At 54.0% G+C, this 26553-nt stretch carries 12 protein-coding genes, 1 tRNA gene and 2 rRNA genes (1 of these 15 running past the window's edge); 2 read left to right on the top strand and 13 right to left on the bottom strand.

The window, feature by feature from the left end:
* Window positions 1-42: 42 nt before the first annotated feature.
* Window positions 43-3921, bottom strand: a complete 3879-nt coding sequence (locus B0E33_RS15035; protein WP_077291638.1) for a hypothetical protein — start codon at window positions 3919-3921, stop codon at window positions 43-45.
* Between the two features lies 1 nt (window position 3922).
* The gene (locus B0E33_RS15030; RefSeq protein ID WP_156912412.1) at window positions 3923-7252 is read right to left on the bottom strand and encodes a hypothetical protein; all 3330 of its coding nucleotides are present in this window, start codon (window positions 7250-7252) and stop codon (window positions 3923-3925) included.
* Window positions 7253-7758: 506 nt separating this feature from the next.
* Between B0E33_RS15030 and B0E33_RS15025 the strand changes: the two genes are divergently transcribed.
* Window positions 7759-8861, top strand: a protein-coding gene (locus B0E33_RS15025) for an IS3 family transposase (protein ID WP_156912411.1) whose coding sequence is annotated in 2 segments (ribosomal slippage) — window positions 7759-8020 and window positions 8020-8861 — 1104 coding nt in all. Because the reading frame shifts where the segments join, the coding sequence is not laid out codon by codon here.
* Window positions 8862-9083: 222 nt separating this feature from the next.
* Here B0E33_RS15025 and B0E33_RS15020 read toward each other — a convergent pair.
* The 8 genes from B0E33_RS15020 to B0E33_RS14985 form a co-directional block, all read right to left on the bottom strand.
* The gene (locus B0E33_RS15020) at window positions 9084-9800 is read right to left on the bottom strand and encodes a M48 family metallopeptidase (protein ID WP_077291636.1); all 717 of its coding nucleotides are present in this window, start codon (window positions 9798-9800) and stop codon (window positions 9084-9086) included.
* On the bottom strand, window positions 9797-13090 hold the full coding sequence (locus B0E33_RS15015; RefSeq protein WP_077291635.1) for a type I restriction endonuclease subunit R: 3294 nt from the start codon (window positions 13088-13090) through the stop codon (window positions 9797-9799). The genes B0E33_RS15020 and B0E33_RS15015 overlap by 4 nt, the downstream gene beginning before the upstream one ends.
* Window positions 13087-14763, bottom strand: a complete 1677-nt coding sequence (locus tag B0E33_RS15010; protein ID WP_077291634.1) for a DUF6119 family protein — start codon at window positions 14761-14763, stop codon at window positions 13087-13089. The genes B0E33_RS15015 and B0E33_RS15010 overlap by 4 nt, the downstream gene beginning before the upstream one ends.
* Window positions 14756-15907, bottom strand: a complete 1152-nt coding sequence (locus B0E33_RS15005) for a restriction endonuclease subunit S (RefSeq protein ID WP_077291633.1) — start codon at window positions 15905-15907, stop codon at window positions 14756-14758. Before B0E33_RS15005 ends, B0E33_RS15010 begins: the two co-directional genes overlap by 8 nt.
* Window positions 15900-17417, bottom strand: a complete 1518-nt coding sequence (locus B0E33_RS15000; protein ID WP_077291632.1) for a type I restriction-modification system subunit M — start codon at window positions 17415-17417, stop codon at window positions 15900-15902. The genes B0E33_RS15005 and B0E33_RS15000 overlap by 8 nt, the downstream gene beginning before the upstream one ends.
* On the bottom strand, window positions 17414-18016 hold the full coding sequence (locus B0E33_RS14995; protein ID WP_077291631.1) for a restriction endonuclease subunit S: 603 nt from the start codon (window positions 18014-18016) through the stop codon (window positions 17414-17416). Before B0E33_RS14995 ends, B0E33_RS15000 begins: the two co-directional genes overlap by 4 nt.
* A 240-nt stretch (window positions 18017-18256) precedes the next feature.
* Window positions 18257-20272, bottom strand: a complete 2016-nt coding sequence (locus B0E33_RS14990; RefSeq protein ID WP_077291630.1) for an AAA family ATPase — start codon at window positions 20270-20272, stop codon at window positions 18257-18259.
* A 157-nt stretch (window positions 20273-20429) separates the two neighbouring features.
* Window positions 20430-21095, bottom strand: a complete 666-nt coding sequence (locus tag B0E33_RS14985) for a hypothetical protein (RefSeq protein WP_077291629.1) — start codon at window positions 21093-21095, stop codon at window positions 20430-20432.
* Window positions 21096-22289: 1194 nt separating this feature from the next.
* On the opposite strand from B0E33_RS14985, the gene B0E33_RS14980 reads away from it, so the two are divergent.
* On the top strand, window positions 22290-23429 hold the full coding sequence (locus B0E33_RS14980; RefSeq protein WP_077291628.1) for a tyrosine-type recombinase/integrase: 1140 nt from the start codon (window positions 22290-22292) through the stop codon (window positions 23427-23429).
* 89 nt (window positions 23430-23518) lie between these two features.
* Here B0E33_RS14980 and B0E33_RS14975 read toward each other — a convergent pair.
* The 3 genes from B0E33_RS14975 to B0E33_RS14965 form a co-directional block, all read right to left on the bottom strand.
* A tRNA-Met gene (locus B0E33_RS14975) sits at window positions 23519-23595 on the bottom strand.
* A gap of 249 nt (window positions 23596-23844) precedes the next feature.
* Window positions 23845-23959: ribosomal RNA gene (rrf, locus tag B0E33_RS14970) — 5S ribosomal RNA — on the bottom strand.
* Window positions 23960-24160: 201 nt separating this feature from the next.
* Window positions 24161-26553, bottom strand: a 23S ribosomal RNA gene (locus tag B0E33_RS14965); it runs 330 nt beyond the window's last position.

The following is a 26553-nucleotide window of genomic DNA, read 5'->3' as shown; positions in this document are numbered from 1 at the left end:
TACCTCGTATGCAGAGAGACCGTAAGTTTGGCGTTTTAGCCTTCAGGCTAGTTCGACAGAATGAATAAAGGTCATTCTCCTCGTGGCGGGAACGCCATTGTGCTTGAAGTCCTCATCGGGCCGTACCTCGGTATTTTCTTCTATTTGGTAGATTTCGTACTCGACGATTGTTAGTCGCCATTTTCCGTCCTGCTCCGGAATTTCACCATTCCAAGTCATGAGTTCTGCGCCCTCACGCTTCGCGGTGAGTTCAATGGTGTCGCCGGTCGCCTGCCACAGGACAGCTTCTGAAGAGGCGGCATTCATCAACGGTACTTCGGAAAACACTTCGACAACGCTTGTTACCGCAGAGGCCCCTTTCTCGACATAGCTGAAGCCAGATACAGTTATGATTCTTTTGCCATCCTTTACGCTGCCTACATAGACCGTGCGGGTCGGCGAAATCTGGACGAAGTCGGACATGACGATCTTCGAAAGCGCTGCACCGGCAATCGATTTCGGCTGGTAGCGTGCGACGGCATACCTTATAAAGGGGAAGTAGGCTCTGCCCGGATGCACCTGAACATCACACCAAACGACATTCCGTTCAGCATCGATTTCCACATCGTAAGTGGCCAACGATACACGGCCAAGTTCTGCTATGGAACTATCAGCGGTATTTTGCTCCGGGTAGACCGGAACGTAGATCAGTTTTTCACCGGCATTGACGAAATCATCTAGGGTTGGCCATCTCGATGTCGGTGCTCCAAGCTTTCTCGGGTTGAATGCCCAGGATGATACAGCGTTGTTCAGTTCGGGAGGCGTATCAGAAAGCTCCGTCTCGCGAACCGAGAAAGCGGCCATCTCACCGGGTCCAGACGATAACCAAGGGCGTTCGAACAAGAAGCGATGTCCGGTGACATGGACTTGCGTTCGCCCGTCCTCGGCCATTTCTTTTTTGAATATCGGGAGGATCGCCCTTATTTCCGGCGCGTCAGGCGGTGCACTGTTGAAAACCTCGACAGTTACGGTTTCGAATTGCGACAAAGCGTCCGGGTCTTTCAGAACCTCTTCCGGCATGAAGGATCGAAAGCGAGAGGTTGCTCGCGCACGATATGTGACAACGCGATACTTTGTATCCGGGAAGGCATGAACCGTGGGTTCCTGGCGGTTTGCAGTCTGCGCTTCGCGCTCTTTCGCAAGTGGTCCATCATTGCTCGGGCTATTTTGCCAATAGCTCGCAGGGTGTCCCACGACACCAAGCGAGGGCTCATCCGTTTCCGTTAAGTTGAAGCCAAACGGTGGAAGAACTGCCGGTACTTCTCGGAATTCTTTCGACCACGGTTCATCAACAATATCCGTCCATGAGGCATTAAATTCGATCCGTCCGGTACTGGGAACATGAACTGAGAATGCCTCGTCCACCAGTTTCACGGCGGATGAGTTGAGGCCGATCTTCTCTGCGCGGATCCGATCTCCAAAAATAGGTGCTCTGATTGGCCTTTGCGTTGCATGCACAAACGTTACCTCTCTTGGAGGGGTAACGAGATATTCCGACCCCGCAAGCACCTCGCCCCTCAAGGAGGCGGTCAGTTTGGATTGATCCTCGGCGGCGAACGCAGCAATTGTCTCCGGTTTCTGAAAGCTGAGAAGTGTTTCGAGGGAACTGGAAACCCACAGGCTGCGGTAGTCTTCTTCGCCAAGCACCGACGACATCAATGCCCTGACAGTCTCGCCTGGAGGAATAGAGACTGTGATGCTGCCCGCGGCACTCGTGATTGACGGCTTGCTATCTGGGGCTCCTGGTCTGACGGATAGATTGACTGATCGAAGAAGAAGACGCTTCTTCAACTCGTCAATACCTGGCCGTGATGGAAATGTGACTGGTCCAGAGTCGAGATCCCCTGACGAAGACCTGATGACAACGCCACGGCACATCGGGTCGGGAAGAAACGGCACATCCATTGTCCCAGTACCTTTTGGGCCGATGAACTCTTCGGCTGTATTAACGATGACATCAAACGATTGGTCATCGCTCATCGCGTCAAATGAACCGTGCTCGTTCACTAGCCACAAATCAGCATCTGATGGCACGATCTGAACAGTGCTATTCGCAACTGGACGGCCGTCTAGTGCTCGGATGGCGACGGTCGTCCCCTTTTCCCCTTGCTCGCGATCATTTTCAAATATCGACGGGGAACGTATCGGCTGGAGTCTCTGATTTCCGATGATTGCCGTGCGCACGCCGAGGGTTGCGTCAGAGAGTATTAAAGATGCTTCCTTCAGGGACCACGACTCTCCGGCGAGGTCGACCGGTACAACACAGAACTCATAGGTTTCACCGTAGCGCTTGGTCTGGAGTGTACCATCAACGACCACACATTTGACGGCGAAATTTCTGAAGACCTCATCAACGATCTCCTGCGCATCACCGTCCTCGTCGACAGGATTGTCGGTGCGCGGAGCCACAAGGCTCCAGCCGTCCCAGTTGAACAAGAAAGGCGAAGTCGCACTCTGGCCTGCCTGATCCGCCAGTACCTTCGTTATCTCCCCTTCATCTGGCCCCGGTGACCACTTAACCTCTCTCAGAGGACCACCATTGAAGGAGTAAGTAAGTATCCTGGAGCAAAGACTTCTCCAGACGCCCTCTGAAATGCTGCGTATGTAGACACGATATCCCCGGATCAGGCCATCATCGGCGAAGATCACTTGACCGGGGTCTGGCTGCTGGGTGTTGACTTGACTTGCCTGCTGTGTGTCGAGAGCAAGTAATCTCGTATTGTTGGATTTGAATTCAGCGACTAGAGGCAACTCTTGGCCAGCCTCTGGATTTTCGTTCGGCAGGTCAATCAGAGAGATGCCACTCTGACGGAGGGCAGCAAGGGCTTTCGGAAAGGGTAGAGCAGATTGATAATCAAGAGGGACGACATCCGCTGCGACTGTCTGTCTGGCAGACTCGGCCAATTGTAGCGCCAACCAGTCAATTTCAAGATTCGTAAGCCTTCCAGTACTGGCTTCAAGTGATCGGAACCCTGCCCAGTCGGGTAGCTTGGAACCGTCCGAGCGACGTGGGTGAAACACTCCAAAATCGGTTGTGCCGATCTGCTGCTGGACATCACAGACAGTCCAAGGTGCCGCGACGAGCGTGTCATTCAACGACAATCGTACGTCAATCTTGATCCGTACGATTCCACCCAGATCACTGATGACACTCTCGGGTATTGGAACATCAAAGCGAAGGACCAAACCCAGTTTCTGCGCCAGTCCGTTATGATCCTGAAGTGCCGAAACGATTTCGTGAAACTCCATTTCTGGCTGGACAGCCAGCGCGGTCGCTGGCGCCACCGTTTGATCGACCGTATGAAATGCAGAAAACTCTTGGAATGTCTCGATAATATGAGCGGCGTCGCCGTTGGACAGCGCCCGAAAGTTTGCGTCAGGCTCGGCACCCGTCAACGCCTGTATTACAGGATTTGCGCGTAAATCTGTCGAAGCGATTGAGAAGGTTCTCTTTACTGCATTCAGTTCGGCAAAATATCCAAGTGACAGGATATTTGCGAGTGATCGGGCGTCGTATGATTTGACGTTCAGGGGTTGTGGCGTCGACGGTCCGAATGGCCTTACAACGGTACTGGCCGGGAAAACCGTTTCCCAGAACTTGGTATCTAACTCCAGCCCGGGCATTGGAAGAAAATCGAGTTCCGGACTGAACGTGGCTTCAGTTCCAGCGTCGTCGGCCAGTTTCAGGGCGAATGCGGCGGTATTGAGTGTGTTAGTCCACCTGACGAAGTCATGATAACTCGCATCGGACAGAAGACTCTGAGTGGTCCTGTCGATTCCAAGTTTGATTGAAGGCACGAGGCCAATCCGTAGGATCAGATTGCCATCAGCCCCTCTTCGCAAGCCAGAGGGAATCGTCGTCCACACAAGGTAATTGGCCACCTCAGTTTCCCCCAGCAAAAGCGCGACGATATTGTGTCCATTGCGACTTCGTCAGTATTTCCCGCTTGGTGCGGCCAGACGGATTCGAAGACGCAAACATTGCAGAGCTAGCTCCAGAGCCATTGAAGCGGCGGCGGAAGGTCAATTTGAACGATTTCTTGAAGAACCCGATTTTAACTGAGTAGGAAACCTCGACAAGACCCTCGCTATAGGATGGCATTCCCGTCTTTATTACCAGCGCGAGATAGAAATCGACGCCGACCGTGATGAACCCGAGTGCGGTCACCGAGCCATAGGCGCGAACGTAGAACAGATATTCAATATTAGTGGTGGGGACGCCGCCAACTTCCGCCTTTTGTAGCCAGTATGAAAGGCCCCCCAACAACGCGGCACTTCCTGAAGCGATCCCGAGATCAAGTCGCGCAAAGGCGCCGAATCCGAAAGACGCAGAAAAGGAGCGAATTTCGCGGATATCAACCGTGAGAGCAAAGGAGCCCGCACCGCCATAGATTCCAACGGCGACAGTAAAGGGATTGTCGGGGGTGGAGAAGTTGAACTTATAACTGGTGGGCTGTGACCGGAACGAAATTTCGACTGAACTGGCGATATTCAGATTCTGGAGCAGGAAAGCACCGAAACTCAAGCTCGGAAAGTTGAAGGATGGCAGTTGGATTTCAACGCCGGTCGGCAACAGATTGATAGAAATTCCGATGTCGCCGAGAATATCTTTCAACAATTGCTGAAGAGCTTGAATGAATGCCATGATGGCGCCCTTCAGCTCGACAGAATCGATGTCAGGCCTGAAAGTGGTCGTTCCTGCTGTATCGATAAAGAAGACGAATGAGCGGAAGCGGATTAAGACCCCGTTGCCCCCGAACAGAAGTTGGAGCGAGAAATTGCTCAGCCGGGCCGACACCGTGGCCTTTGGTCTCAAGGTTGAATCAAGACTAATGCTTGTCTCAGCGCTTAACGTGAAGCGCGTTGGATTTCCACTTTCAACAACCAGGTCCGGTGAACTCTGCTGCACGGCAAAAATCGGGGTGCTCGCGTTCGGCCAGCTTTGAAACTGTTCCGTCATCCAATCGATGCTCTGGCGTATTTCGGCCGGGACATCCGGATAGGCTCTTACACGCTGGATGACCTTTGGCATCTGTGCTTCGGCGATAGAGAGGCCCGCTTGCAGCACATCCTTAATCTTGATCCCGCCGAAAAGAACCGTATCGTCGCCAAAGTAGTCGAGTGGATTGAAAGTTTGAGGTCCCCCAGATGCGAGGGCTGTCGTCGTATTTTGCTGTCCTGTCGCACCATAAATACGGGAAACGCCACCCACCGTCATGTCCAGCGAAAAGAACCCACCCGATTTTTCGCTTTGACCCGAGCAGCCCAACCGGATGCGCTTTTCATCTCCGGCAATGATCCCCGGCGCAGCCTGGAGAAACGTCTCCATGTCGTTACGGTCAGGGTCCAAGATCGAAAACCAGCCAAGGTTTTCGCTCTCGCTCACCGTAGCCCGCAGCATGGGCAAGCGCGCCTGAATTTGGGTAGCGGCCAGATCGAAAAGCGAATTGCTCGCGGGGCAAACCGATCGAAGTTCGGTCACCGCATCAAACTGAACTTTTATCAGCTCGACGCTTGTATCAAGCGGTGTCCGCGGAACCGCGACGGCAACTGAGGTATCGTAGACCCCCGTAACTCCTCGGCCGCTCTGCCTATATTCGGCCTGTACGTGTTGCAGTCGCTCCCAATACGCGTCAGATTCTGCGACAGGCGAGGCATCGGCCGAAGTGGCGTCAAATTCAATGAAAATGACCGGGACGGACAGCCTGACCAATTTTCCAGACCAGTCTTCTGCCAAAGCCGAGAACATGACGGGCTTGCCGCCCGCGCTTGGCCAGAATGCCTTCTCGGCCCATAAACTACCGTCAGGCTTCGCTATCGAAACTGTTACAGAAACAGGCTCATCTAAAGGTAAGCTGAGATCGCTTTCGAAGCGAATTGACCGAAACGGGAGGGTCGCGGCGCTTGCCGTTTCCGCGTAGGATCGCTCCTGTTGCTTGAACTGAATGAAAAGCCTCTTGCGGAGATAGCCGCCCTCAACCGGTAGTGCACCAGCAACGGGAAAGACCTCGGCCGGTTCTCGGGTCGTCGCCCAGACAGCTTCTACTTCATGGCCAAACGGATAGAGGAACCCGCGGCGGGAAATGACGACATCATTGTCTTGTCCATAAGACGAGCGTTGCGAGACGTGTGTGAGCGAAATAGCACTCGTGCAATCATAGGGGAAGTTAGCTCGTAGGTTGAGAAAGGCACCCTGCCCAGTCAGCGTCAACCCATGGGCTGTGATCGGCGTCGCATTTACATTGGCACCATGCGTCAGCTTGACAATATCCTCGCGAGTCCTGTCATCGATCGGTGCTTGTCCAAGTGAAGGATCATGCTTGCGGGACCATACCGCAATAACTTTTGCGCTTTCGAACCCTGAGCGCAGCTCAGCGTTCGGAACGCCCACGAGTGACGCGTGCCAAATCTCGCGAAAGCCACTCTTGCCAATCGTTTTATTCGCTTGGCGCCAAGAATGGTCATCATGAGGAGCGAAGTAGAGCCCGTAGGGAGCCTCGATTGCTGTCTCGGAGGCAAGTGGCTTGTGGAATGCACTTTGGGGAACTGGAGATGTCGGCACCTTGAACTTGAACCGTTGCCAGTCGAGGAGTGTCTCGATGGAAAATGGCAATGGGCCATCGCCCTGATACTCGAAGACAAGGCGCGCAGGGTCCCCCAACCGAACCTGTAAGGGCGGAAGCACGATTGGGTCGCCTCCATCCGCAGAAACGACGAAACTCGGCTCGAAAACATGCTGCCCTGACAAGAAGACCGTTATGCGTCCTGGGTTGTCCGAGGCGATCCGTTTGAACTGCGCGGATCCGTCTTCTGCATAGTCGACGCGCAGGTTTTCGAGATCAAAGACGAGATCGAGTTGATCATCCGCTCGCAAAACGCGAATACGTGGATCGTCTATCCCCGAGATCCCGGTCGCCTTATGCCCGAGAAAACTAATAGACTGCCCAGATGTTTCGGATAGTATAGTTCCTTCAGATTGCGTGATTTCTAATGACGATCCTCCACCAATAGGAGGGGCTACACGGAGTCTCCTCGTAGGCGCAACAGTCTCTGCTAAACTTAATCTCGAGGAGGTTAAATTCGACATCGCAGAAACGGATAAAGCCGCACTAGATAGAAGAAATGATCTTCTTGACAGCCGAAAATTTTCATCAGAAACACGGAAATATTGCATCTCTGCTCCGGTTTCCAAGTCTGAAGTCTTTATGGCCATGCTCGCCCCCCTAGCAATCAGGCGACTAAACAATAGCAACGTTTCGTTGTATTGTCGACAGAAACAACCATATACAACAAAGATGTTTTGTCCCGAGTTGTAGCAGCATTGTAAACCGCCAGTTGAGGCACCTTACTTGAGTGAAATCGGTCGCAGATGAGTCGTGTGCCGAAGCGTCCGGTTCGTGCCATGTGAGCCCTGCCCCTCCGGCGGCCTGTTTCGCCGCGATCTCGTCCCCCGATTGCGGAGGGCTTTCTTTTTCAAGCGGTTTCAGTCCACATGTTTTGCGCAGCGCCTCCACTTCGCCAACAGGCCTCTCAGTTTAGATTCCACTTCGGTTTCTAGGGGGCAACGTTTTGAGCACGGTCAATGAAGGTCTTCTTTCTTAGGGTCTCGGCCAGAACCGAACAGTCTTCAGTCGACCCTGCTCTGATCCCAGAAAATTGGATCGTTTTTGACTGGAGTTTTCCGCGCTAGGATCCCGGCTGGGAGAAGGAGCGGAAGCGATGAAGGCATCGAAGTTTTCGGACGCACAGAAGGCGTTCATTCTGAAGCAGGGCGACGATGGCGTTCCGGTTGCAGAGATCTGCCGGAAGGCCGGGATCAGCCAGGCGACGTATTTCAACTGGAAAAAGAAGTATGCGGGTCTGTTGCCTGACGAGATGCGTCGGTTGAAGCAACTCGAGGACGAGAACAATCGGCTCAAGAAGATCGTGGCGGACCTGACATTGGACCGCGAGATGCTTCAGGACGTTATTCGGCGAAAGCTCTGAGGCCTGTCCGAAAGCGCAAGCTTGTTGACGGGATGTTGGCAGACTGGGGGATATCGATCAGACGGGCCTGCAAGGCGCTGAAGTTCGACACTTCGACCTACCACTACAAATCCCGCCGCACTGGGCAGGCCGGCCTCGAACTACGGATCAAGGAGATCTGCGAGACGCGGGTTCGCTACGGCTACCGGCGCGTTCATGTGTTGCTTCGCCGCGAGGGCTGGCTGATCAACATGAAGAAGACACGCAGAATTTACAATGAGTTGGGCCTTCAGCTCAGGAACAAGCACCCCAAGCGAAGGGTGAAAGCGAAGCTTCGGGAGGATCGCCAGGAGGCCGTCGAGCCAAACGATGTCTGGGCAATGGATTTTGTCCACGACCAGTTGGCGACAGGCAAGAAGCTGCGCATCCTGACCATCGTCGATACCCATTCACGGCTCTGTCCGGCGACCGATCCACGCTTTGCCTATCGCGGCCAGGATGTGGTGCAGACCCTGGAACAGGTGTGCGGCCTGATTGGCTATCCGAAGACAATCCGGGTGGACAACGGCAGCGAATTCATCTCCCGAGATCTTGACCTGTGGGCCTATGCAAATGACGTCACGCTCGACTTCTCACGGCCCGGAAAGCCAACCGATAATGGCTTCATCGAAGCCTTCAACAGCAAGTTTCGGGCGGAATGTTTGAACATGCATTGGTTTCTGACGCTTGCAGATGCCCGTGAAAAGATGGAGGATTGGCGTAGACACTACAATGAGGATCGTCCTCATTCGGCGATCGGGTACAACGTCCCGATTGCACTGCATAATCACGGTGGCATCCCCAGCCCATCACCGTGAAGAAGCCGGAAAACTCCAACCTCCGGCGATCCAAGATTGGGTCTCAGTGCAACCCCATCACCGACATTTTTCAGAACGCGGTAACTGGCAACTCTACCTCGCAAAACAACAAAGTGACTGCCCTGGAACGCGGCTTATGCCCCGAACAGGCGCGCGAGAGCCAATTTGATTGCAACCACTCTTATGCTGCGAGCTGAGGGAGATAGCTCAATCCGACTTTCCCTACGCCATGAACCGTTCGAGCCGGGTCTTCCGTTTTTCCCAATCGGGCAGAATCTGATCCAGCAGGGAATAAAACGCAGGCCCGTGATGAGGTTCGGAGATGTGGCAAAGCTCGTGGGTGATCACGTAGTCGATCGCGTCGATCGGAGCCTCAATGAGACGACGGTTGAGGAGCAAACGTGATGCCGGCGACATGGATCCCCAACGTTGCGAAAGTTGGCGAACGATCAGCCCCTGTGGGCGATACGCTTCCGGATCCGGGAAACGGTTCAGATTGAATTCGATCCGCTGCTTGAACTTGATCTGCGCTCGTCGCCTATACCAGGCATCAAGCAGGTCGCGTGTCAATTCGGTTTGCTTGGGGCGATGCGACTGCACGACGATGAAACCGCGCAGAAGTTTCACCTCCTGCTGAATATGGGGGACGACTTTTAGTCGATACTGACGGCCGAGATAAAGGTGCGTCTCTCCGGGCACGTATTTTCGAGCGGGTCTTCGCGGTAGGAATTGCGCGAAGTATCGCCTTTGCCTGAGGATCCAGGCACCCCGCTTTTGAAGCTTGGCTTCGATTGCTTCAAGGCTTGCATCGTTTGGAGCCGCAACGACGACACTTGTGTCGGGCTCCACGGCAATTTCCAGCGTCTTGCGATCACGCCTGACGATCGTGAATTCGATCGTCTCACTGCCGAAGCTGATCCGGTGCGGTTCAATGGTCATCCCGGAAACCGTGCACGCGCCAAATCCATGAGTTTCAGTTCGAGATCATCCAGGACTTCCACCGGAAGATTAATGCCACGCTCATCTCTCAGAACATCGAAAAAGTAATCATCAATGGCATTGCGCATATTGTTTTGCGCCACCTCGTTGGACCATACGTCCACGATATGGTGCTCCCTGATGATCCGGATGATATCCAGGGCGGCTTCCGCCGTCTGATCTGTCGCAAGAACGTTGCCGTCCGGTCCAACGAGACGATCCTCGAGGATGCCGAAAAAGGCCTGTCCGTCGTCATCACCCTTGAGGGCTTCAGGAATGTTCCGTCCGCGATCCTTCTTTGCCACTTTGTTCGCAAGGTCGATCACGTTCGCGAGGTATTCGCGTTCGGAAAGTCGCTTGGAACGGTAATCCCGGATCGACTCCTCAAGCAGTTCGGAGAAGCGCCGATAAAACGTCGGATCTTCGTCCATCTTCTCGGTGATCGTGCGCCGTGTTGCGCTGGCGATCCGATCCGCCTTGGAGGCGTCGGACGTCCCTTTCTCTCCTACAATGGCCTGAAGAGCGTCCTGGTCATTAATGTTGACAAGATCGATTATCGTTTCGGCCGGCATCGCGACGATATGATCGTCCAGGAGCTTCTGGATCTTCGGTTCGAATTCTTTGACGTCGACGGTTTCCTGATAGCGGAGCTGGACGGATCGCCGCAATTCCGTGAACTGCTTCCAGTCCCGTTTCAGCGCGTCAATTCTTGCTTCGTCGAATACGTCGAGCAGCTTGTCCGAAGACAGGGCAATGTGGAGGCAACGCCCGAAGGACCGCAATCGCGTGTAAAACTCCTGCCGAAGCGCTTCGTCACCGAGGAGCTGTTCGAAGGCCTCCATGTCCTTCTTATTCCGGATCGGCTTGAACAGGTCCCACAATTGGTCATGGAGCTGGGGGAGTTTTCGGATCTCCTCGCGGACGTCGTGAACAGTCCCGGCCAGGTCAGCCGCATCATACCCATCGAAGGCGCTGTATGTGGTAAGTGCGCTGTCCAGTTCACCAAGCAATCCTTCGTAGTCGATGATATAGCCAAACGGCTTCTCGGGCCCATCTTCGTCGAAGATGCGGTTCACGCGCGCGATCGCCTGGAGAAGCGTGTGTTCCTTCAGCGATTTACAAAGATATAGAACCGTATTCCGTGGAGCGTCGAAACCGGTGAGCAACTTGGAAACGACGATAAGGATTTCAGGATCCCCGGATCCCTTGAAAGCCTCCATGAGTTCCTCGTTGTAGGCCCCTTCCGTTTTGAACCGCTTCATCATCTCGACCCAAAATTTCCGGACGAGATCGCGGGACTCCTTATCGACTTCCTCGTTCTCTTCATTTTCATCCGGAGACGAAATCACGACCTCACTGGTCACATGCCCGATCTCGTCGAGAACCTGTTTGAAACGAACGGCAGACGCTTTTGACGGCGCCACAAGTTGTGCCTTGAAACCGGAGCCTTGCCAGAACTTGCGAAAATGCTCCGATATATCGAATGCCTTCGCGCGGATGGATTGCTCCGTCTTTGCGAGAACATCCATGCGCGAGAATTTACGCTTCAGATCGGTTTTCTGCTGGTCGGACAGTCCTTCGCTGATTTTGTCAAACCAGCGATCAATTACATCTCCGGCGATTTGCTGCTCGACCAACCGGCCTTCGTAAAGGAGCGGTACCACCGCTTCATCCGCAACGGCCTCGTCAATCGTATATTTGTGGATCAAGCCACCGAAGGTGGAGAGGGTATTCTTGTCCTTTTTCAACAAAGGGGTGCCGGTGAAACCAAGATAGCAAGCCCTTGGCAGAAGCCTGCGCATCTTCGTCGCAAACTGGCTATGACCACCGTAGGTTCCAGTTTGGGTTCGGTGACTTTCATCGATCAGAACGAAAATATTCGGGTCATCGTCCACGAGCTCACTGCTCCTGAGAGCAGTGTCGAACTTGTTGATGATGGTCGTGATCAAAGGCGTCTTGTTTCGAATGAGGGTGCCTAGGTGGGAACCACTGGTTGCCCTCACAGGTTCCATGTCACAGGACTTGAAGGTCCCCTTGATCTGCTTGTCGAGATCGTCTCTGTCGGTGACGATGATGATGCGCGGGTTCTGAATGGACTGGTCCATCGCCAATGCGCGTCCGAGCATGACCATCGTCAGCGACTTTCCCGAGCCCTGCGTGTGCCAGATGACGCCGCCCTTACGCGCGCCCTGAATGTCGAATTGCTTGACCCTCTCGATGGCACTTCGGATGCCAAAATATTGCTGATGGCGTGCGATTTTCCTGACACCGCCGTCGAAGACGGTGAAGCGCCGGATCAGGTCCAGCAGGCGTTCCGGGCGGCAGAGCGCATGGATTGCGCGATCCTGGACGGATACCTCGCGTGCACCGTCTTCTCGCATGCCGCGGAAGTGCTCATGTGCGGATGCGAAGCCACCTGAGAAAACAGCTTGCTCCTCGGCAAACCCCATCGGGCGATTGACCAAGTCTGCGAGATTTTCGTCAGGGTTGGCGAGACCAAAAATATCATGAACGCTAGAGCCATCCGGCTCCTGTGACTTGCGAGCCAAAATGTCAGCTTCGCTATCAACCTCGTCTTTCCAGGTGTGCCAGAATTTCGGAGGAGTGCCGACTGTTGCGTAGCGGGTCTCCAGCCGGTTCATCGTCATGAGAAACTGGGCAAAGTGGAAGAGCTGGGGGATATTGTCTTCGCTTTGATAACCAATCAGCTGACTGGCGGCTTTCTTGAGACTTTCGGTCGGACGCTTGTTCTCGATCACCAGGAACGGAATACCGTTCACGAAGGCGACGATGTCGCAACGCTTGGTCTGGCTCGACGCAGTCTTCTCGACCGCGAACTCGGCGGTGACGTGGAAGACGTTGTTCCCGGGCATCTCCCAGTCGATGTACCGGAACGAATAGCTCTTCGAGTCTCCGTCGATGGATTTCGTTATCGTCGTGCCGAGAACGAGCGTGTCGTAAATGTCCTGGTTCGTGCCACGGAGACCCTTCAAGCGATCCGGCGTGGGTTTCAGCCGCCGCATCGCCTCGTGGGCGTCCTCAAGGTCGAACGCGTACTCGCGTCCCCGGTGCGTGAAACGATTGATGCGCATCAGCTGCTCGGCAAGTACGTCGTCGAGAACAACGTTCCGAAGGCGTCCGCCGCGCAGATGGAAAGCCTCGGCCTGTGACAATGGCTTGAAGCCAAGAGCGACGAGGAGCTGAAGCGCGGGAATTTGGGACTGGTGTTTCTCGGCGGCGTCGAAGGTCATTCGTCGTCTCCGTCGTCCTCTGTACCAGCAACTTCCGACGCCGGTTTTTCAATCAGTTCGATCGCAACGGGAATCCCGAATTGTTGTTGGATACGGATCGCGGCAGTCTGGAAACTTACTTTACTGAAGAACGGCAGGCCCAGTGACCCGTCCTTGTATGGCTTGCGCATGATGCCGAATACGACCTTGAAATCGTCCCGGACAACTTTGTCGGTGCTTTTTGGAAGATGGATTTCAAATCCGCGGCCAAAGGATTTGACCTTCGACCTCAGCTTTTTCCGGAATTCGGCATCACTGATAAAGGCTTCTGCGCTCACGACACCTTGAGACCATAAATGGCTAATCGGACCGGACGAATGTCCATCCTTCAGGTGAACGAACTCCTTGTGTTCGGAAAAAAAGTCGCACGGTTCAAGATTAGCGTATCGAACATCCGCCGGGTTGATCTTCTCCTGGTCCAGCTTGAGGAGATCTGTTCTATTCGCGTGCAGATCGGTAATCAGCTCTTCCTCATTCCTGCATTCTGTAGCGCCGATGATTGAAACTTTCTCAGTTGCGTCAAAGAAGTCCTCAATCTGCTTTTTGAATTTTTTCTCGACCTGATACCAATCGCCAGCAAAGAGCACGTAGTGCTGTTGCGAAGCGCCGGTTCCCAATGATGTCTCAAAGACGAAGCAATCGTAAACCCGCCACTTCTCGGAAAATTCTTCCTCGCTGTCGCCCTTTGCCTTGATGCGATGCGCCCCTTTGACGTCATCAATGTCACCTTCAAAATTGCAACGTTCGAGTTCGGACACGTAGTCATCGATGGACAGGCTATGGAACGTCTTGCCGTGGCTTCCAAAGCCGTTGTAATGCAACTGGCTACCTTCCGTGTAGTTGACGACCTCCGGCGGCGCCATGTGTAGGTCGGAGACCTTGCCATCACGCAGATTACAAATGGCTTCAAACAAGCGAACGTCGAGAGCTTCAATGACATCCCTCTCGTGAACGACACGCATATTGTCGACCCACGCAAATTCCTTCTGATAGTCCTTTTTCTTGTAGGCGCGGACGATTTCGGCACATTTTTCATGAATGTTTGCGGGTTCGACTTCGCATGTAATGGAGACGGCATCCTTGCCCGCTACAAACTTGGCAAAAGCCTCGTCCTTCGGTGTACCGCCAGCAACGCGCGCTAGGTCTCGCAACATATCGACCCCAAATGCTTGAACGTCGCTATCCTTGCTGGCTTGAACACGCTTCTGGAACGTCACGGCGTCCGGCGTTGCCAGATCTAGCGTTCGGATATTGCCCCTCGGCACGCTGTTCAAAGTGACCTTGAGACCAAACTGCCGCTCGAAGGCATCGTCATTCAAGGCAAGATGCACATGCCCAAAACAGACAGCCACCGTGCGATCTTTAACGGGCAAGAACAACACTGCGCCAGCACCGCTTGTGATCATGTCCGTGGGCAGATCAGCGCTGCCTTCGGCAAGAAAATCCGTCCAGCCGGGCGGGTTCGCGTAAACCTGTCCTATGAAAAGGGAAGCGCCATCGACTCCATCCCACGGACGCTGTTCAAGTGCGCGCGCCTCCCCAATAGCAAAACTCGGCGAAAAGGCTGTTTCCGGGGTTCGGGTTGTTCGAAGCAGCCGAACGTTCAGGGTCCTGGTGGATTTGCGCTTAGGCATTTTTCAAATCCCCCTCAACCCGCCATTCGCCCGACAGCAGCTTCTGCATTAGCCCGCGTTTCTGGCGGGCCAAGGCTGCGATCCGTTCATCTTCGAGGGCGAGGTCGGCTTCGAGTGAACTTAGGACACGGGCGTGCGCTTCCTGCTCTGCAAGGGGTGGGGCTGGAATGTACATGTCCCCGAAGTCGCGGAACGAGATCTGTTTGCCGTCGCGGATGCCGAAGATCAGCCTATCGAGGCGGCCGATGAAGCTCCGCGACTTGAAGAAGTGGCGGTAATAATCGCCGGTCAAATCGGAAGTGGGCCGCAGGACCGTGTAGGCCGGGCTGACCAGCCCGATGATACGGGAGTATTCAAGCCCACCTTCGAAGGAACGCAGGCTGATCACGAAATCGCCCGGACGGACCACCTTGTAGCTTGAGGTGTCCCCGTCTGGCATCGCCACGCGCCGATCAAGTTCGTCGCGGCGCACGATCCCGATATCCTGCATTACCGCGAGAAGCGGCAAATCCGGGCGCGCACGTTCCGACACCGTCTCGAACAGATCCTTGGCTCGTTGGAGGCGGTTGTGGGAGGCGTACTCTGCCTCAAACAGTAGCTGTCGCAGCGAGGAGATGCGATGCAGCTTCGCCGCGCGGAGGGCGGTGAGCTTTTCGAGTCCCCCTCCCCATGTGCGCAAGACCTCAGCGATTTTGCGTTGCTCATGCAACGGAGGAAGATCAACGACCTGGTTGGTGATGTCATCCTTCTGGACATGGACGAGGGACGATTTGAAACCGTGTGCGTTCGCTTCGATACGGCGAGTGGCGACCTGCAAGGCGAGATAGAGCCAGTACTTATCGATGCCACTCTTGGGCACGACACGGAAAATGTGCTGGTTGAGGACCCCGCGAGGCCCTGGCCAAATAGTAGGGCCGAATGAAACACCTTTGACCCCAGCCCATGCAAAAAGCAAGGCCCCGGGTTCGACGATCCATTTCGGTTTCGGCGCTCCGTCGAAGTAGTTAAAGTTCTGCGATCCGTTCAGATTCTGGATCCGAATGATCGGCAGCCCCGAAGCACTCCAATCGGGCGGGCGAAAGCCGTTTCCGTTGAAGAAGTCGCAGAGATCACCGATCGAACGGCGGGCATGCCCCTTATGCATTAACGCCAAGCTCCTTCAGATACCCCTCCATCTTCGCCCTAACCTCGGCCAGCTCGGCCTCGATCCGCAGGATGTCCTTCTGCACCGCGGCGACGTCGATCGCTTCCTCAGGCACGAAGGTGTCGACGTAGCGGGGAATGTTCAGGTTGAAGCCGTTCTCGGCAATCTCCTCAGGGGTCGCCCGGTGCGAATACCGCTCGATCTCGCCGCGGGTCCGATAGGTCTCCAGCACCTTGGCCACATGCTCCTCGTCCATCACATTCTGGGTCTTGCCCGGCGTGAACTCCTTGCTGGCGTCGATGAACAGCACGTCACGCCGGTCCTCGTTCGCGCCCCCTTCCTCACGGGATCGATCGAAGATCAGGATGGCGACTGGAATCCCCGTGGTGGTGAACAGGTTTGCTGGCAGGCCGACGACTGCGTCGAGCAGGTTCTCCTCGATCAGCTGTTGCCGGATACGCCCTTCGGCACCGCCACGGAACAGAACGCCGTGCGGTACGATCACCGCGACCCGGCCGGACTGCCTCTTGGCGATCTCGATCATGTGGGTGATGAAGGCGTAGTCGCCCTTGGACTTAGGTGGCACGCCGCGCCAGAAACGCCTGTACTGATCAGTCCCCGCGTCTTCCGCCCCCCACTTGTCGAGCGAGAACGGCGGATTGGCGAGCACCACGTCGAAGCGCATCAGGTGGTCGCCCTCGACCAGCGCAGGGCTGTTGAGCGTGTCGCACCATTCGATACGAGCGGCGTCGCGTGCATGCAGAAACATGTTCATCCGCGCAAGCGCCCAGGTGGCACCGTTCACCTCCTGTCCATAGAGCGCGAAGTTCTCGGACCCGACCTCCTGAGACGCCTGGATGAGCAGTGAGCCGGAACCACAGGCGGGGTCGCAGATGGTGTTGCCGGGCTCGGGTGCGGCCAGCTTGGCCAGGAGACCGGAGACTGCGGTGGGTGTATAGAACTCGCCTGCTTTCTTCCCCGCGTCGGAAGCGAAACGGGAGATCAGATAGATGTAGCACTCCCCGATGATGTCTTCCGTCACCTTTGACGGACGCAGGTCGAGCTCCGGCTTCGCGAAGTCCTCCAGAACGTTCTTCAAACGGCGGTTTCGATCCTTTGGACGGCCCAGATTGGCTTCCGAATTGAAATCGATGTTGCGGAACACTCCCTCCAGCTTGGCGCGGTTTGCGTCTTCAATGTTTTCGAGCGCAATGTTGATCAGTTCGCCGATGTTCGGCTCGTTCCGTTGGGCATAAAGGTCGTAGAAACTCGAACCTTCCGGAAGGACGAACCGCTCGCGCTCCAGGCGTCGACGAATGCGCGCCTCGTCATCGCCGTACTGTTCGCGGTAGGATTCGAGATGGTCGTTCCAGAGGTCCGAGATGTACTTCAGGAAGAGCATCACCAGGATGTAGTCCTTGTACTGCCCCGCATCGACCGCGCCCCGGAACGTGTCGCACGCCGCCCAAGCCGTCTGGTTCACCCTTGCTTGCGTCACCTTGTCCGTCACGACTTCTTCCTTTCCGGCGTTTTCTGTTTGAGGGCGGCCTTCGCCCGATCATTCAAAATCATCGATGTGAGCTCATGCTTCTTCTGAGCCAGGAGCTGACTCAGCATTTCCTCGCGCTGCGACATGGCATCTGCCAAAGCGATGAACCGCTGAGTTTCAAGATCTGGCATATCGACCTCAAGCCTCTCGAGGCTCGTTTTGGGGATCATCCGTATGCTTGTCCCTCGGGCATTCATATCGAAATACCGTTGCGCATCAGGCTGATTGATCGCCCAGGCGAGATATTCCGGAAGAACCTTTCGCTTGTCGGGCCGAAGGACCATCAACGGCGAAACCACAAGCGCAGGCTCGACAAAGCTGTTATCCAAGGCGGCCGCGATATTCCGTTCTCCTCGCGAGCAAAAGACCACGTCCCCCTCAGCCACCATGAAGCGCTCGGCCAACAGATCCGGATCAACCTTGGTCAACTGGTCGGCGGTGATCTGACGCCGCCCGGCAAAGTCCCGCCACTGAATGGCAAGCACGCCATTGACGTCTTCATGGAGACTGCTGCGGGCTGTGAAGCCTGTACGTATGGTGCAAATTTCACTCAGCTTCATCACATTCACTCTGTATCTTGGCTACAGAGGTAGGATGCAAATGCCAAATTGTCAACAATTAGACTCTGTAGCTACGGTACAGATGATTTTGTTTAAAGGCGTCGGATCTGCACGTCACCGTGCCCGCGCTGTTCAAGTGAACGATCAAGAAAGAGGGTTCAGGGGATCGCTTCCGCCGCGAGAAGGTTGTCCTCAGCACCGCGCCGACGAGGAGGTCCAGGCTCGTGCGAAGTTAACCGACTACCTATCGATGAGCGCCAACCTCGGTTGCGATTCAACTATTTCCCTGACCTCGTCGGCAGTTAGAACTCGCTTTTTTTGGAGTTCGAGGGACAGCAGTTCCAGCTCATGTCGCCTGTGTCGAAGGAGCTCACTTGCTCTGCTGAATTGCTCGTCAAGCAATTGGTTTACTCGTTCCTGGACTGCCGGATTTGTCCGCAAGACGAACATAAGGTCTTTTTCACTGTCCGAGGAAAGGTATGCCAGTCCCAGACCGAGACCATAACTACCTTCCAATCGGAGGGCATCAATCGTCGCAGCATGGAGATCAGATCCCGGACCACCGCCCCCTCCGGCTCCCCGAGCGCCAAGCATAATCTCTTCCGCCGCCAGACCACCCAATCCCACGCAAATGCTGTCAATGAATTCCTGACGAGTACGTTCCGTCAGACTTTCGTGGCGAAACAGTGCCCCTCCCACGTCCTGCAACTCCGGTCCCAACGGATCGTAGACATCCATCAACGTCACTCGCACAAGTGACAATCCGAGAGAAATTCCAACTAAAACGTGACCTGCTTCATGTACCGCCGAACGGTGTATGAGCGGGTCAGGGATTCGGACAAGAGGCGGCAGGGATTTTTGAAGATCAGTCAGTTCTATTGGCCTTCGGCAGCGACGCGCACGACGACGGGCATCGCGGACAAGCTGCTCGAGATCCGCACCTGTCCTACCGACCGTTCGGCTCACAATTGTTGAGAGGTCAGTGTGTTCGAGATCTGCCCTTAAATGATATTTCAGGATACCTTGCCGCGCTTCGGCGTCCGGATAGGGAAATCGGATATGACGATCTAGCCGACCAGGACGAATGAGGGCAGGGTCGAGTTTTTCGGGATAGTTACAGGCCCCGACGACAACAACCCCTTCTTTGCCTTCGGCTCCGTCAATGCATTCGAGCAATGCGGCAACGACCTGGGTTGAGTAATTGGAGTTTTCTCCCGAAAAATTTTCCCGATTTCCAACGGCATCGATTTCATCAAGAAAGACAATCGCTGGTGCGTTTTTACGCGCTTCATCAAATGCGCTTCGCATGGCTTTCAACATATGCCCGAGATGACCTGAAGCCTGCCAGCGAGCGATCGAGCCGAGAACCAGGTGCACATTGCAGGTCTTGGCAAGTGCCTTCGCGTATGTCGTCTTACCAGTCCCTGGAGGGCCGCTGGCGAGAATACCACAATCAACATCGTTCCACGGAATGCGTCCTTCTTTCCAGTCCAAGAAGTCAGCCGCCAGCTCTCTCCCCCAGTCTCCAGCCTCGCCGAGACCGTAAAGATCATCAAGCACCGGTCCTTCTTTTGACTGTTTCGCGACTTGCGGCTTCGCCTGAAGCCTTTCAATTGCGGCAATCGCCTGTGAAACATTCCGGCCGGGTCTGAGAGCGAGCGCAACTTTGTCCAGCGGTGCATCGGCGACAATCTTCGCCTGCTGTTCATTGATCTCGCACCGGAAGCAGACCCGAACCGCCGCAATTGCGTCCCGCGGCACTGCATTTCCGATGGAAATCAGCCCGTCCGCGACGAGGTCGAAAGCATCAGGCAGCGCGTTTTCACTTTCGGCAACAATAACAATTCTGTCGAACTCACTGACGGTGTCCACGAAATCGGATTCGCTGTGCCGGCGCGAACCGGTTTGGTCGTATGCCGTAAGAACGACTGTCTTCCCATTCCCAACCGCGTCGTTTCGCGAGTGCTGGTTTGAAAACCCGATCGCAGCAGTCTCGTAAAAGGTGATGTGAGCTCCTTTTGGCACGACAAAGCCCACAATCGCCGGTCCTGATCCATTCAAAATGTGACATGCTCTTGTCGCCCGGACAAATCCGCAATAGGCCATAAAATGGCTGACTGACTTGGTTACACTCGCCCGGGTAATGTTCGTATTGCGTCTGAGAATTGGCATGATGAGACCTGTTCCGAAACAACCGTGTGTTTCGGTTCCAAAAGAAAACTGTGGGGTCTGAAAAGGCCGCCTGGTCGAACTCATGAATTTCTTCACTTGCGGTTCGATAAGGCCCAACTTATTCGGTGGCGTCAGTCGCCATCAGAAAAAAGAATGTCGCGCGAGAAGTAAGCAGATACAGCTTGAGCGCTATTCCATCGTTCCCAATAAGAAGGTGTGCTTTTCCACTCAATGAGGCACGTTAAAAGTACAAACCCAGGTGTTTGATTTGTTGAAAATTACGCAGGGATTCAATCATCTCGCCAGACGCATCTCCAGCGAGAGACCCGTCTATTAGAAATATTTCATAGAATGAGGAACCAAGATCCAGCAACGCCTTCGTAGAGAGCTTTGATAGATATTCTAAATCCTCGTCTCTTTGGTTGTCTTGACCTTTGTTCTCTTCAATTTTTCTGATGACCCCAGACAAGTTTAGAGAAAGCAGCTCCATGCACCGGACCAAATTCTCGAGACAATCAGTTTCCTCCTGGCCTTCCAGTTCCAGACGTTTTTCATAAATCACGCATCGCTTTTTTATTTCAGGGAAGTATTCACTGCCCTGTAAATTCGCCTCATTCGTTTCAAGAAAGACCCGTTTACAAAACTCCACGCACGTTTTGGCGTCGGTCTCTCGAAGGTGGTCAATTTGCTGCTGCGTAATTGCAAATTCAGGTGCAAGGCCGCGTAGCTTGTCGAGAAAGCGCACGGCATCGGTAACGATGCTGTCTCCGCACGGCGGAAAACCAAATTCGAGCTCGTGTGTTTCCGGGATTCGGCATCCCACGCGAGATTGGAACATTCTTGATAAACCGACTTGCGCCAGTTTGTGCTTTTGGGAGAGGGAGAGAGATTCTAGTTTGTATCGCATCAGACACACTCCGCCGCTCTGACAAGATCACGGCGAATCCCTTATCAGTTTGAAATCGTTTCGGTTTCTGAAGTCGAATTGCGGCCGACTTGGCGTCATCCGGCTGATATGAGAGTCTTACAGCGACTGTTTTCCAATTTCCGGAGGGGCTGAGAACATTTCCTGTGGATGTCTCGAATCCTTGTTTGTCAACATTGCCTTAGTTGCGACGTCGTTTTCTTGGGATGAGAAGAATTTTCCGTTAAGGAGGGTTTCAGTCGTTGCCCTGACGGCGTCTCTCTGGGATTCGGTTCAAGATGTCGTTCGCCCTTTCCGGACGTTCTGAAGCCGGAAAGTTGATGGAAACGCCACTCCAACATCGCTCGTCTGCATTCCCCAAGCAATTAGCCCTCGTCGGACGAACTCACGGGTTTTGAGAAAGCCGATTTGACAATTTTTGATATTTTGGGAGGTGCGGGACGTTTACGCCGGCCGTCAACGGGCTTGGCAGGCAAACGTAATCCTCCGAGACCGTCGCCATCTCGAAGGATTTCCGTAATCGTCTTCTTGGGCTTTTTGGTGCTCATCTTGATCATCTCATATGCTCACGCCATTGCCGATTTTAGTTCGTCCTTTCATGCCAATCAATCAGGTGATGAAAAGCGCTGCGGCTCCTCGATCACTTATACGGTAATCTACTTTCCCCGACCGATTTGTGTCCGCCTGCAAGAAACCTCTCGGACGGCAACTAATCGAGAGAGCGGGCATCTTGCACCGCAAATTGCGTCCCGTGCACGAATCCCTACCCGTTCACTCCACCCAATCGAAACAAGATTTGAATCCCTAGAAGAATAATATTTGAAGGATTTATTCCTTGCTGATGAGGAGTCTAAACTTACTATTCGCTTCATATAAAACTGTTTTTTGTCAACATTTATCACCAATAGACTTTTTTATTCTTTTTTTACTTTGCTTTTGCTACAATTGCTCGTGTCTTACTTCCCCGCCACATATCCGGAGGTAATCAATGCACGTCGGAAAGCTCAGTAGAAACTCACCGTTACGCCTCAAGACGGCGGCTGAGATCGCCTTCCCGGAAGGAGGCATATCGGAAAACAGCCTAAGGAACCTCATCCATCGAGGGCTTTTGCGAGCTGAGCTAATTGCGGGGCGGTATTTCACAACAATCGAGTACATTGAAGAAATGAGGGTGAAATGTCGCGTAGAGCAAAAGGACCGAGACTCCAATTCAGGAAAAGCCGTTACGATAAAAAGGGGAAGCTTCTTGAAAGAGGGAAATACATCATCAGAGATGGAGACAGGTATGTCTCCACAGGATGCTTTGAGGGTGAAATTGAAAAAGCTGAAGGAAAACTAGCCGAATACATCATCGCCAAACAACGGCGACAACACGTTGTGAATGCCGGCATAAAAAATACGGAGATTTCACGCGTACTCGCTTATTATTATTCCGTCAAAAGACCAAAGCACCTCAAACGGCATGAACTAGACTACACGATTGAAACTCTAAATGATTACTGGGGTGATAAGATCATCGCTTACATAACCCCCGCTACCTGTCGCGAATATGCCGATCTACGAGAGGGAAAATCTGCGCGAAATCTATTGTGCATACTCCGAGCTGCTGTGAACCTGCATGAACATGATGGGCTCCACGAGGGAAGCGTGAAATTTTTTTTACCAGACCCACACCAACCAAGAGAAAGATATCTGACAAGAAATGAAGCCGCCCGATTGCTTTGGTATTGTTGGCGGCATCGGGCTAAACAGGCGCGTCACAAGAACCGACCGGGATGCGAAAAAGTCGAAACAAATTCCTATCCACTTCGACATTTGGTTAGAGTGATCCTAATCGGCTTGTATACCGGATCGCGTACAGGCGCCATTTTCGCGGCCTCGCCTTACAGAGCTCCCGGGCATGCCTACGTCGATCTTGAACACGGTATCTTTTACCGCCTCCCCTATGGAAAAAAGAAGACGAAGAAACGCCAACCGCCAAACCCAATCCCCCGACGACTATTTGCCCACATGAAAAGGTGGCATTCAAAAGGGTTGATGAATACCCATTTCGTAGAGTTCGCAGGACGTCCCATCAGGACCAGCGTCAAACGCGCATTCGGCAACGCTACGGCGGCAACTGGATTAGATGATCTTATTCCGCACACCTTGAGACACACGTGTGTCACTTGGCTGCTTCAAAATGGGGTATCAACCTGGGATACTGGTGGATTTGTAGGGATGTCTGCGCAAATGGTGGAGAAAGTCTACGGCCACCATTGTCCCGACCATCTGAAGAACGCCATAGATGCATTCAATCATCGATCGGCGAAGTAAGAAACCGCTAAACCTGTGCGTTTAGCTGTGCGGGAACAAAACTTCAGAAACCAACAAACTATCTAAGTTGTTAAATTATCTATTTTATTTGGTTGCGGGAGCAGGATTTGAACCTGCGACCTTCAGGTTATGAGCCTGACGAGCTACCGGGCTGCTCCATCCCGCGTTGTTTTTTTGTTTGTCCTTGGCGCGCTGGGCGTTTGGTCAAACTGGGTTTGGTGCCTTTTGGGCATACCCTTATGTTTCGGTTTGACCGGAAGACTGCGCTGATATGGGATAAGAGATCCGGAGCGCAGCGGAGGCAAGGCCGAGTGGCCGCCGGCCGGTCAGGCCGCCCGCGCGGAGCGCAGCCCTTTAGGGCGGTGCGCGCGTGAGCGGCAAACAAGTTGAAGATGTTTCAAATTGCGATTGGCAGGCCTGGCGGCGACCTACTCTCCCACACCTTAAGATGCAGTACCATTGGCGCTGGGGAGTTTCACGGCCGAGTTCGGGATGGGATCGGGTGGGGGCTCCCCGCTAGGGCCACCAGGCCGGCGAAGCGCAATTTGCGTGAACTGGTCTATATATTTTTTTGATGTTTTTGTCGGCCTCGCCTGGGACGAAGGTTCCAGGACGTTGGCCGTATGGATCATTTCAAACGCGCTCAAGCAGCCCGAAGGGCGGTAGCGCACTTAAAATGATCTTTTTGATGCGCCAGGGGCGCATCCAAAAGATGAACATTGACTAATGAGAGGATCAAGCCGAACGAGCTATTAGTAAAGCTAAGCTTCATGCGTTGCCGCACTTCCACACGCTTCCTATCGACGTGGTGGTCTTCCACGGCTCTTCAGGGAGAACTGGTTTTGAGGTGGGTTTCCCGCTTAGATGCTTTCAGCGGTTATCCCTTCCGTACATAGCTACCCTGCAATGCGGCTGGCGCCACAACAGGTCCACCAGAGGTACGTCCATCCCGGTCCTCTCGTACTAGGGACAGATCCTCTCAATTCTCCTACACCCACGGCAGATAGGGACCGAACTGTCTCGCGACGTTCTGAACCCAACTCACGTACCACTTTAATTGGCGAACAGCCAAACCCTTGGGACCTGCTCCAGCCCCAGGATGTGATGAGTCGACATCGAGGTGCCAAACAATGCCGTCGATATGGACTCTTGGGCATCATCAGCCTGTTATCCCCGGCGTACCTTTTATCCGTTGAGCGATGGCCCTTCCACGAGGGACCACCGGATCACTATGGCCGTCTTTCGACTCTGCTCGACTTGTCAGTCTCGCAGTCAGGCAGGCTTATGCCATTGCACTCAACGAGCGATTTCCGACCGCTCTGAGCCCACCTTCGCGCGCCTCCGTTACCATTTGGGAGGCGACCGCCCCAGTCAAACTACCCGCCACACACGGTCCCGGATATTGTTGTACCGCGGTTAGATATCCATGACGACAAGGGTGGTATTTCAAGGGTGACTCCACAAGAGCTGGCGCTCCTGCTTCAACGTCTACCACCTATCCTACACATGTCGTGACGAATACCAGTGTGAAGCTGTAGTAAAGGTGCACGGGGTCTTTCCGTCTGACCGCAGGAACCCCGCATCTTCACGGGGAATTCAATTTCACTGAGTCTATGCTGGAGACAGCGGGGAAGTCGTTACGCCATTCGTGCAGGTCGGAACTTACCCGACAAGGAATTTCGCTACCTTAGGACCGTTATAGTTACGGCCGCCGTTTACTGGGGCTTCAATTCGGTGCTTGCACACCTCCTCTTAACCTTCCAGCACCGGGCAGGCGTCAGACCCTATACGTCGCCTTACGGCTTCGCAGAGCCCTGTGTTTTTGATAAACAGTCGCCACCCCCTGGTCTGTGCCACCCCACAACGGTTGCCCGTCGTGAGGTCTCCCTTCTCGCGAACTTACGGGAGCATTTTGCCGAGTTCCTTCAGCATAGTTCTCTCAAGCGCCTTGGTATTCTCTACCAGTCCACCTGTGTCGGTTTCGGGTACGGTTTATACGGTGGAGCTATTTCCTGGAACACCTTCGCTGCACCCCCAATCCAATAAGGAGATACAACACACGGCATCCGTCACTACCACCAAGCTGCAGAATATTAACTGCATTCCCATCGACTACGCCTTTCGGCCTCGCCTTAGGGGCCGGCTAACCCTGCGCCGATTAGCGTTGCGCAGGAACCCTTGGACTTTCGGCGAGCGGGTCTCTCACCCGCTTTATCGTTACTCATGTCAGCATTCGCACTTCTGATATCTCCAGGAGCCCTCACGGGTCCCCCTTCGCAGACTTACAGAACGCTCCGCTACCGCGCATCATAAGATGCACCCGCAGTTTCGGTGTATGGCTTGAGCCCCGGTACATTTTCGGCGCGGAACCCCTTATTTAGACCAGTGAGCTGTTACGCTTTCTTTAAATGATGGCTGCTTCTAAGCCAACATCCTGGTTGTTTTGGGAGTTCTACATCCTTTCCCACTTAGCCATAACTTAGGGACCTTAACTGGCGGTCAGGGTTGTTTCCCTCTCCACAATGGACGTTAGCACCCACTGTGTGTCTGCCGGATAGTACTTCTCGGTATTCGGAGTTTGGTTAGGATCAGTAAGGCGGTAAGCCCCCATAGCCCATCCAGTGCTCTACCCCCGAGAGTATTCATCCGACGCTCTACCTAAATAGATTTCGCGGAGAACCAGCTATTTCCGAGTTTGATTGGCCTTTCACCCCTAGCCACAGCTCATCCCCGACTTTTTCAACAGGCGTGGGTTCGGTCCTCCAGTGCGTGTTACCGCACCTTCAACCTGGCCATGGCTAGATCACTCGGTTTCGGGTCTAATCCAACGAACTAGGGCGCCCTATTCAGACTCGCTTTCGCTACGCCTACACCTACCGGCTTAAGCTTGCTCGTTAAATTAAGTCGCTGACCCATTATACAAAAGGTACGCTGTCAGGCTTGCGCCCTCCAACTGTTTGTAGGCATCCGGTTTCAGGAACTGTTTCACTCCCCTCGTCGGGGTACTTTTCACCTTTCCCTCACGGTACTTGTTCGCTATCGGTCGACAAGGAGTACTTAGGCTTGGAGGGTGGTCCCCCCACGTTCAGACAGGATTTCACGTGTCCCGCCCTACTCGAGGACT

The sequence above is a fragment of the Roseibium algicola genome (genome assembly GCF_001999245.1).
Taxonomy (GTDB): domain Bacteria; phylum Pseudomonadota; class Alphaproteobacteria; order Rhizobiales; family Stappiaceae; genus Roseibium; species Roseibium algicola.
This window is presented reverse-complemented; position numbering and strand designations above follow the sequence as displayed.

What these genes read in the sequence shown, in the direction of transcription:
- B0E33_RS15030 (WP_156912412.1), bottom strand. Translation starts at nt 7,252, where the DNA reads ATGGCCATAAAGACTTCAGACTTGGAAACCGGAGCAGAGATGCAATAT.
- B0E33_RS15020 (WP_077291636.1), bottom strand. Translation starts at nt 9,800, where the DNA reads ATGACCATTGAACCGCACCGGATCAGCTTCGGCAGTGAGACGATCGAA.
- B0E33_RS15015 (WP_077291635.1), bottom strand. Translation starts at nt 13,090, where the DNA reads ATGACCTTCGACGCCGCCGAGAAACACCAGTCCCAAATTCCCGCGCTT.
- B0E33_RS15010 (WP_077291634.1), bottom strand. Translation starts at nt 14,763, where the DNA reads ATGCCTAAGCGCAAATCCACCAGGACCCTGAACGTTCGGCTGCTTCGA.
- B0E33_RS15005 (WP_077291633.1), bottom strand. Translation starts at nt 15,907, where the DNA reads ATGCATAAGGGGCATGCCCGCCGTTCGATCGGTGATCTCTGCGACTTC.
- B0E33_RS14995 (WP_077291631.1), bottom strand. Translation starts at nt 18,016, where the DNA reads ATGAAGCTGAGTGAAATTTGCACCATACGTACAGGCTTCACAGCCCGC.
- B0E33_RS14990 (WP_077291630.1), bottom strand. Translation starts at nt 20,272, where the DNA reads ATGAGTTCGACCAGGCGGCCTTTTCAGACCCCACAGTTTTCTTTTGGA.
- B0E33_RS14985 (WP_077291629.1), bottom strand. Translation starts at nt 21,095, where the DNA reads ATGCGATACAAACTAGAATCTCTCTCCCTCTCCCAAAAGCACAAACTG.
- B0E33_RS14980 (WP_077291628.1), top strand. Translation starts at nt 22,290, where the DNA reads ATGTCGCGTAGAGCAAAAGGACCGAGACTCCAATTCAGGAAAAGCCGT.